This window comes from Arsenicicoccus sp. UBA7492 (assembly GCF_002479615.1).
GTDB classification, from domain to species: Bacteria; Actinomycetota; Actinomycetes; order Actinomycetales; family Dermatophilaceae; genus Arsenicicoccus; species Arsenicicoccus bolidensis.
This window is the reverse complement of record NZ_DLOE01000057.1, coordinates 101,535-109,695: the sequence shown is the minus strand read 5'-3', so window position 1 is coordinate 109,695 and position 8,161 is coordinate 101,535. Positions and strand designations below refer to the sequence as shown.

Sequence of the window (8,161 nt, the reverse complement as noted above, 5' to 3'; positions counted from 1 at the left end):
CCGTCCCGACAGGGCCCGACGGACACGAAGGACGACGATGAACTCCTACCTGGCGCTCGTGGCGCCTTCGCACAACCGGGTGTATGCCGATCGGGCGCCCGCCCTCATGGCGGCCGAGCTGCGTTGTGTCGCTGATGCGCTCGTGCCGGACGGCGTCATGGACGTCGCGCCGGTCGAGGTGGCGGGGGTCGACTACCTCGGGTTCGAGACGGCGGCGCCGCTGACCGGCGACCCGCTCCGCGCGGTGTCGGCGCTGTCCGGCATACAGGCCCTGTATCTGCGCGAGGGCGACGAGCACGCTGCCCTGCTGAGGCCGGTCGCGCTGGAACGACCGGACCGGTTCCCGAGCGACCTGGTCACGATCCTGAAGTACCAGGGCAAGACCAACGAGCAGTTCACCCGGCTGCTGCTGACCGTCACCGCCATGGCGACGGCGTGGCCCGAGCGCTACCTCGACGGCACCATGACGGTCCTGGACCCGATGTGCGGTCGCGGCACCACGCTCAGCACCGCCATCACGCTCGGGCTCGACGTCACCGGCATCGACCTGGACGCCAAGGACCTCGAGGCCTACCAGGCCTTCCTCAGCACCTACCTGCGCCAGCACCGGGTCAAGCACAAGCTGACCTCCGGAGGCATCCGCCGCAACGGCAAGACCCTCGGGCGCCGCTTCGACGTCGAGCTGGCCGCCGACAAGGACGACTACAAGGCGGGACGCGTGCAGCGCGTGACCTACCTGGGAGTCGACACGACCAGGCTGCAGGGCCCGCTGCCCGCCGGGCAGACCAACGTGATCGTCACCGACACGCCCTACGGCGTCCAGCACGGCAGCCACGGCGACCGCCTGGCCCGCAGCCCGCTCGACCTGCTCGACGAGGCGCTGCCCGGGTGGGTCCGGGCGCTGCGCACCGGGGGCGCGGTCGGGCTCGCGATCAACCGGCACGTGGCCCCCCGCGACGACGTGACCGACCTGCTGGGGCGACATGGCCTCACCGTGGTCGACCAGGGTGGTTACGGTGGACTCCGTCACCGCGTCGACGCCTCCATCGACCGCGACATCGTGGTCGCCCGCAAGGGCTGACCCACGCACCACGCCCGTCGGCACCCCCGCCGGCGGCGTCCGACCCATCACGAAGGGGCACTCTCATGCCAGACCCGGCACGCGCCCGCAAGATCGCCGACCGCATCAAGGTCGTCGCGGCCGAGTATCTCGAGTACCGCCTCAAGGACGAGCGCCTCGGCTTCGTCACCATCACCGACGTCCGCGTCACCGGTGACCTGCAGCACGCCTCGATCTTCTACACCGTCTTCGGCTCCGACGAGGAGCGCGAGGGCACCGCCGCCGCCCTGCAGGACAACCTGGGCCGGATCCGGTCCTACGTCGGCAAGGCCCTCGGCATCCGGCTCACCCCGAGCCTGGAGTTCATCGCCGACGCTCTGCCCGAGACGTCCTCCCAGCTCGAGGACGCGCTGCGCAAGGCACGCGAGCGGGACGAGGAGCTGGCCCGCCAGCGCGCGCAGGCCGCCTACGCCGGTGACGCCGACCCCTACAAGAAGCCCGTGGGCGCCGACGACGAGCTGTCCGGGGTGGGCGCGGCACCTGCCGACTCCGCCGGCGACGTCACCTCCGCCAGCGACGTCACCTCCGCCAGCGACTCGGACTCGGTGGACGGCTACATGGCCGTGCCCCCGCCCGCGTCCGTCAAGGACGGCGGCGTCGACGCCGAGGAGGCCTCCCAGCTCGAGCACGTGGCCGCGCTGGACCTGGTCGACCAGGAGGAGGACGCCGCCCAGGGCACCGGGCGTGCCGATGGCTAGGAGCCGTGACGCCGACGGACCCGACGGCCTGCTCGTCGTGGACAAGCCGGCCGGCTGGACCAGCCACGACGTGGTCGGGCGGGTCCGCAGGCTGGCCGGCACCCGCAAGGTCGGTCACGCCGGCACGCTCGACCCCATGGCCACGGGCGTCCTCGTCCTGGGGCTGGGGCGCGGCACCAGGCTGCTGACCTTCCTGGTGGGCTGCGACAAGGCCTACGACGCGACGATCCGCCTGGGCCAGGCGACGGTCACCGACGACGCCGAGGGCGAGGTGACGGCGACCACGCCGGTGGACGGTGTCACCCCCGAGCGCGTGGCGGCCGCGGTGGCCGGGCTCACGGGCGCCATCGAGCAGGTCCCGAGCGCCGTGTCGGCGATCAAGGTCGACGGGCGCCGCTCCTACGCCCGGGTCCGGTCGGGCGAGGACGTCGAGCTGCCCGCGCGCCCGGTCACGGTGTCCCGCTTCGACATCCACGACCAGCGCGTGGCGGGGGAGACGGCATACGACCTGGACGTGAGCGTCGAGGTCTCGTCGGGCACCTATGTGCGCGCCCTGGCGCGCGACCTCGGCTCGGCCCTCGGCGTGGGTGGTCACCTGACCGCGCTGCGCCGCACCCGCGTGGGCGGCTACGCCCTGGACGTGGCGGCGGACCTCAAGGGCCTGACGGCGGCGTATGACGCCGCGCGCACCCGCCTCGGCGTGGACCGGCTCGACCGCGCGGACCTGCCCGCCCTGCCGCTGCTGGACCTGGCGACCGCGGCGCGCGCGCAGTTCCCGGCGCACGAGCTCACGGCCGAGGAGGCCACGGCGCTGGGCTACGGCCAGCGGATCGGCTCCGGGGTGCCGGGGGAGGGCGTGGTCGCGGGGTTCGCCCCGGACGGTCGCCTGGTGGCGATGCTGGACGAGACGCGGGCGCAGGCCCGCAGCCTCGTGGTGCTGGCCCCGGCCGAGCCGCGCTGACGACGCGTCACCAGCCGGGCATCAGCGATAGAACGCCGCGATCATCGCGCTCTCGGCTTCGGTGAGGTGGTCGCGCATGATCCGCTCGGCGGCGGCCGGGTCGGCGGCGCGGATCGCGTCCAGGACGTCGGCGTGCGCGGCGTGCTCGCTGTCGGCGGCGATGTAGGTCGCGAGCGGGGGCAGCAGGGCGTGCGCGCGGGTGGTCTCGTCGAACAGGTGCGACAGCGTCGCCTCGGCCCGGCGGTTGCGGGCGGCGGCGGCGATCCGCCGGTGGAACAACGACGCGGCACGGACGGCCTCCGCGTGCTCCGAGGCGGACACCTGCTGCTCCAGGAGGCCCTCGAGGTCGGTGACCAAGGCCGCGGTCACCCCGGCGGCGGCCGCGGCGGCGACCATGGGCTCGACGGCCCGGCGCAGCTCCATGACCTCGCGGATGTCGTGGAAGCCCATGCTGCTGACGGTGTAGCCGCGGCGGGGGATGACGGTGACCCAGCCCTCGACGGCGAGCATCTGCAGGGCCTCGCGGACGGGGGTCTTGGAGACGGAGTACTCCTCGGCGAGGGACTTCTCGAGGAGCAGGTCGCCCGGGTGCACGTCGGTCGCGACGATCCGCGCGCGCAGCTCGTCGCGCAGCCGCTCGGACATGGACTCGTGGACCATGGGGCCATCCTGGCAGATCCACCGGCCGAGAACCCTTGCGGATCTCTGTCATATATCTGCAGTATGTCTATCGACACCCCCGAACCAGGAGCTGACAATGACGTCTGCGCGCTCTGCTGCACCCCCCACCGCCCCGCCGGACCGGCTCACCCCCGGCGCCCGCAAGGCCCTCGTCGCCTCCATGGTGGGCACCCTCATCGAGTGGTACGACTACGCCCTCTACGGCGCCGCCGCCGGCCTGATCATCGGCCCGCTCTTCTTCCCCAACAGCCTCTCGGCCGCGGGCGACCTGGCCGCCTTCGCGACCTTCGCCGTCGGCTTCCTCTTCCGCCCCCTCGGCGGGCTGATCATCGCCCACATCGGTGACCGCGTCGGGCGCAAGCCCGCCATGATCCTCACGATCGCGCTCATGGGACTCGCCACCGTCGGGATCGGCCTGCTGCCGACCGCGGCCACCCTGGGCATCTGGGCCGCCGTGCTGCTCGTGCTCCTGCGCATCCTGCAGGGCTTCGGGGGCCGGCGCCGAGCTCGCGGGCGCCCTGACGGTGGTCGCCGAGTTCGCGCCGCCGCGCCGCCGCGGGTTCTACACCGCCATCGTGCTGTCCGCGCCGCCCGCCGGCACGCTCCTCGCCACCCTGGCCTTCCTCTCCGTGTCGTCGGTGCCCACGGAGACGCTGCTGGGCGGCCTGTGGCGCGTGCCCTTCCTCGTGTCGGCGGTCCTGTTCTTCCTCGCCCTGTGGATCCGCCGCCACATGGACGAGACGCCGGAGTTCGCCGCCGCCCAGCGCCGCCAGGAGCACCAGCGCAAGCAGGCCGTGCCGGCGGCCGAGCTCCTGCGTGGCTCCTGGCGCCAGGTGCTGCTGGCCTTCCTGTCCGTCACCGGGCACAACGCCAACAACTACATCCTCGCGGCGTTCTCGCTCTCCTACCTCACCAAGCAGGCCGGCATGGCCAAGCCCGAGGCGCTCCTCGCGGTCTCGATCGCCTCGCTGTGCGGCGTCCTCGCCTCGCCCGTCGGCGGCCTGATCGGCGACCGGATCGGGGCCGGACGGGCCATGGGGATCGGCGCCGCGATCGGCGTGCTCTACGCCTACCCGTTGTTCCTGGCGATGCAGACGGGCGACCTGCTGATCGTGACCCTGGCGCTGTGCTTCGGCTACGGCGTGGTGCTGGCGCTGACGTCCGGTGCGCAGGGCGCCTTCCTCACCAACCTGTTCCCCGCCCGCTACCGCTTCTCCGGGGTGGCCGTCGCCCGGGAGCTCAACGGCGCGATCGTCGCGGGCAACACGCCGCTGATCGCGGCGGCGCTCATCTCCGCCGCCCACGGCGCGGTCCACCTGGCGGCCGGGTTCCTCGCGCTGTGCTTCGCCGTCACCCTGCTCGCGGTCCTGCTGGCCCGCGGGTCCGCCGACAACCCCCGCACCGAGGTCGCCCCGTGAGCCTGCCCACCGATCCACGCCGTATGCCGCGCCGCCTGCCTCGTCCCGCCGAGCTGCGACCGCTGGTGCGCTTCACGGCGCCGAGCCGCGACCTGACCGGCGCCCGCCTCGCCCGGGCCGCCGACGTCGGCGACCTGCGCCGCATCGCCCGGAGGGTCACGCCGAGCGGCCCCTTCGACTACGTGGACGGCGCGGCCAACGGCGAGGAGGGCCTGCGCCGCAACTGGGCGGCCTTCCGCCAGGTCGAGCTGCGCCCGCAGGTGCTGCGGCCGGTGCCCGCGGTGGACCTGTCGGTCGACGTCCTGGGTGGCCGCAGCAGCCTCCCCGTCGGCATCGCCCCCACCGGGTTCACGCGGATGATGCACACCGAGGGCGAGGTCGCCGGCGCCCGGGCCGCGGCGAGGCACGGCGTGCCGTTCGCGCTGTCCACGATGGGCACCACCTCCATCGAGGCGCTCGCGCAGGCGGCGCCGGACACGCGGCGATGGTTCCAGCTCTACCTCTGGAAGGACCGGCGCGAGGACTGCCTCGAGCTCGTGCAGCGGGCCCGCGCGGCGTCATACGACACCCTCCTGGTGACCGTGGACACCGCCACCGGCGGGCTCCGGCACCGGGATGCCCGCAACGGGATGACGATCCCGCCCACGCTGACCTGGCGGACCGTCCTCGACGCGTCCTACCGCCCCCGGTGGTGGTGGGACTTCCTCACCACCGAGCCGCTGACCTTCGCGTCCCTGACGGACAGCACGACCGCCACGTCCGCCGTGATCGGCTCGATGTTCGACCCCACCCTGGGCCTCGAGGACCTCGACTGGATCCGGTCGGCGTGGCCGGGATCGTTGGTGGTCAAGGGGATCCAGTCCGCCGACGATGCCCGCATGGTCGTGGACCGGGGCGCCGACGCGGTCTATCTCTCCAACCACGGCGGTCGTCAGCTGGACCGGCCACCGGTGCCGCTGCGCGAGCTCCCGTCGGTGCGGGCGGCCCTCGGGCCCGACGTCCCGATCATCCTCGACTCGGGGATCACCTCGGGCGCCGACGTGCTCGCGGCGCTGGCGCTCGGCGCCGACTTCACCATGATCGGCCGGGCCTACCTCTACGGCCTCATGGCCGGGGGAGAGCGCGGCGTGGACCGGCTGCTCGAGCTGCTCACCCGCGAGATGGCCACGACCATGCAGCTGCTCGGGGTGGGCTCGGTGTCCGAGCTCGGACCCGAGCACGTCCGCCTCGACTGGCTCGAGCAGCGCTGAGGCTCGGCCGGGCTCCCGCCCGACGGGCTCCCAGGCTCGACCGGCGCCACGGCGCCGAACAGGGGAGAGTGTGAGATGCGTCCTTCCTTTTCGCGACGCGAACAGGCACACTCGCCCGAAAGCTACTCGTGGGTCACCCCGCACCCATCCCTCGACGTGGAGGAGAAGACATGCCCCTGCTGTCCGCCAAGGACGAGAAGGTCGACTGGCCGGTCATCGACAACCGCATGGAGAGCGTCGCGCACGTCTTCCGTGACCGGGCCGCCAAGACCCCGGACGGAGCCGGCTTCCAGTACTTCCGCGGCGACGAGCTGCAGACGCTGACCTGGCGTCAGGTCAAGGACCGGGCCTACGACCTCGCGGCCGGGCTCATCGTGCTCGGCGTCCAGCACGAGGACCGGGTCGCCGTCGCCTCGACCACCCGGCTGGAGTGGGCCCTGGCCGACCTGGCCATCATGTGCAGCGGCACCGCCACCAGCACCGTCTATCCGACGACCATCGCCAGCGAGGTGGCGTTCATCATCGCCGACTCCGGCAGCCGGGTCGTCTTCGCCGAGGACGACACCCAGGTCGCCAAGGTGCGCGAGCAGCGCGACCAGCTCCCCGACGTGATGAAGGTCGTGACCTTCGACGGGACCCCGGACGGCGACTGGGTCATCACGCTCGACGACCTCGCCGAGCTGGGCCGGACGGCACTCGCCGAGGACCCGCAGCTGGTCGACCGCCGCATCGACGGCATCTCGCGCGAGCACGTCGCGACCCTCATCTACACCTCCGGCACGACCGGCCGTCCCAAGGGTGCGATCCTCACCCACGACTGCATCGTCTACGAGGGCGCCGCGGTCGACGCGGTCCAGCTCGTGACCCAGGACGACCTGCAGTACCTCTGGCTGCCGCTCTCGCACGTCATGGGCAAGCTGCTGCTGGCGCTGTCCTTCCAGGTGGGCTTCCCCACCTGCATCGACGGCCGCATCGACAAGATCGTCGAGAACATGGAGATCGTGAAGCCCACCTTCATGGGTGCGGCGCCGCGGATCTTCGAGAAGGCCTACGCCCGCATCAGCACGGTCCTCATGGAGGGTCCGCCGCAGAAGGTCAAGATCGCCACGTGGGCCCTCAAGGTCGGCCGCCAGGTGGCCGAGCTGAAGGAGCGGGGCGAGTCGATCCCCGTCCCGCTGCAGCTGCAGCACCAGCTCGCGGACCGTCTGGTGCTCAGCAAGGTTCGCGCGCGCTTCGGCGGCCGGATCAAGTCCATGGTCTCCGGCTCGGCCAAGCTCGACCCGGAGATCGCGCGCTGGTTCGCCGCGTGCGGACTGCTCATCACCGAGGGCTACGGCCTGTCCGAGACGAGCTCCGCCTCCTCGGTCAACCGTCCCAACCCCGGGAGCTACAGCTTCGGGACGGTGGGGTGGCCCGTGCCGGGCACGCAGTTCAAGACCGCCGAGGACGGCGAGATCCTGATGAAGGGGCCGGGCGTCATGCGCGGCTACCACAACGCCCCCGAGCTGACCGAGCAGGTCTTCACCGACGGGTGGTTCCACACCGGCGACATCGGCGAGATCGACGACCGCGGCTTCATCCGCATCACGGACCGCAAGAAGGACGTCTTCAAGACCTCTGGCGGCAAGTACGTCGCGCCCTCGCAGATCGAGATCCAGTTCAAGGGCCTGTGCCCCTACGCCAGCCAGTTCATCGTCTACGGCAGCGAGCGCAACTACGTCACCGCCCTGATCGCGCTGGACGAGGTCATGATCATGCCCTGGGCCCAGGAGCACGGTCTGGCCGGCAGGTCCTATGCCGAGGTGGTCGCCTCTCCCGAGGCCGAGCAGCTTATCCAGGGGTATGTCGACCAGCTCAACAGCGGGCTCAACCGCTGGGAGATGGTCAAGCGGTTCTCGATCCTGCCTCGCGACCTCACCGTGGAGGACGGGGAGCTGACCCCGAGCCTCAAGCTCAAGCGCAAGGTGGTCTCCGACCGCTTCGCCGACCACATCGAGCGCAACTACAGCGCCTGAGGTCATCACCACCGGCCG

Annotated in this window: 6 protein-coding genes and 2 pseudogenes; 7 read left to right on the top strand and 1 reads right to left on the bottom strand. The window is 72.1% G+C overall.

Annotation, left to right across the window (positions count from 1 at the left end; translation table 11 throughout):
* The first annotated feature begins 37 nt into the window (after window positions 1–37).
* The 3 genes and pseudogenes from B4E97_RS17075 (at window position 38) to truB (ending at window position 2,779) form a co-directional block, all read left to right on the top strand.
* A complete protein-coding gene (locus B4E97_RS17075) occupies window positions 38–1,081 on the top strand; it encodes a TRM11 family SAM-dependent methyltransferase (protein WP_286960932.1) in 1,044 nt (347 codons plus the stop codon).
* Between the two features lie 65 nt (window positions 1,082–1,146).
* A pseudogene (rbfA, locus tag B4E97_RS17070) lies at window positions 1,147–1,578 on the top strand (30S ribosome-binding factor RbfA); the annotation flags it as partial.
* Between the two features lie 232 nt (window positions 1,579–1,810).
* Entirely contained in the window at window positions 1,811–2,779 is a 969-nt protein-coding gene (gene truB / locus B4E97_RS17065) for a tRNA pseudouridine(55) synthase TruB (RefSeq protein WP_029211220.1), read from the top strand.
* Between the two features lie 21 nt (window positions 2,780–2,800).
* On the opposite strand, the gene B4E97_RS17060 is transcribed toward truB, so the two are convergent.
* Window positions 2,801–3,439, bottom strand: a complete 639-nt coding sequence (locus B4E97_RS17060; RefSeq protein WP_286960930.1) for a GntR family transcriptional regulator — start codon at window positions 3,437–3,439, stop codon at window positions 2,801–2,803.
* On the opposite strand from B4E97_RS17060, the pseudogene B4E97_RS19050 reads away from it, so the two are divergent.
* The 4 genes and pseudogenes from B4E97_RS19050 to B4E97_RS17040 all read left to right on the top strand — a co-directional run.
* A pseudogene (locus B4E97_RS19050) lies at window positions 3,423–3,893 on the top strand (MFS transporter); the annotation flags it as partial. The gene B4E97_RS17060 and the pseudogene B4E97_RS19050 sit on opposite strands and share 17 nt — an antisense overlap.
* A gap of 91 nt (window positions 3,894–3,984) precedes the next feature.
* The gene (locus B4E97_RS17050; RefSeq protein ID WP_286960929.1) at window positions 3,985–4,878 is read left to right on the top strand and encodes an MFS transporter; all 894 of its coding nucleotides are present in this window, start codon (window positions 3,985–3,987) and stop codon (window positions 4,876–4,878) included.
* Window positions 4,875–6,128, top strand: a complete 1,254-nt coding sequence (locus B4E97_RS17045; protein ID WP_376786238.1) for an alpha-hydroxy acid oxidase — start codon at window positions 4,875–4,877, stop codon at window positions 6,126–6,128. The genes B4E97_RS17050 and B4E97_RS17045 overlap by 4 nt, the downstream gene beginning before the upstream one ends.
* Before the next feature lie 170 nt (window positions 6,129–6,298).
* Window positions 6,299–8,143: an AMP-dependent synthetase/ligase gene (locus B4E97_RS17040; protein WP_029211224.1), complete on the top strand. Its 1,845-nt coding sequence runs from the start codon at window positions 6,299–6,301 to the stop codon at window positions 8,141–8,143.
* Window positions 8,144–8,161 lie beyond the last annotated feature (18 nt).

Excerpts from the sequence above, each read along its gene's own strand:
- B4E97_RS17060 (WP_286960930.1), bottom strand. The coding sequence starts at position 3,439 with ATGGTCCACGAGTCCATGTCCGAGCGGCTGCGCGACGAGCTGCGCGCG.
- B4E97_RS17040 (WP_029211224.1), top strand. The coding sequence starts at position 6,299 with ATGCCCCTGCTGTCCGCCAAGGACGAGAAGGTCGACTGGCCGGTCATC.
- truB (WP_029211220.1), top strand. The coding sequence starts at position 1,811 with ATGGCTAGGAGCCGTGACGCCGACGGACCCGACGGCCTGCTCGTCGTG.
- B4E97_RS17075 (WP_286960932.1), top strand. The coding sequence starts at position 38 with ATGAACTCCTACCTGGCGCTCGTGGCGCCTTCGCACAACCGGGTGTAT.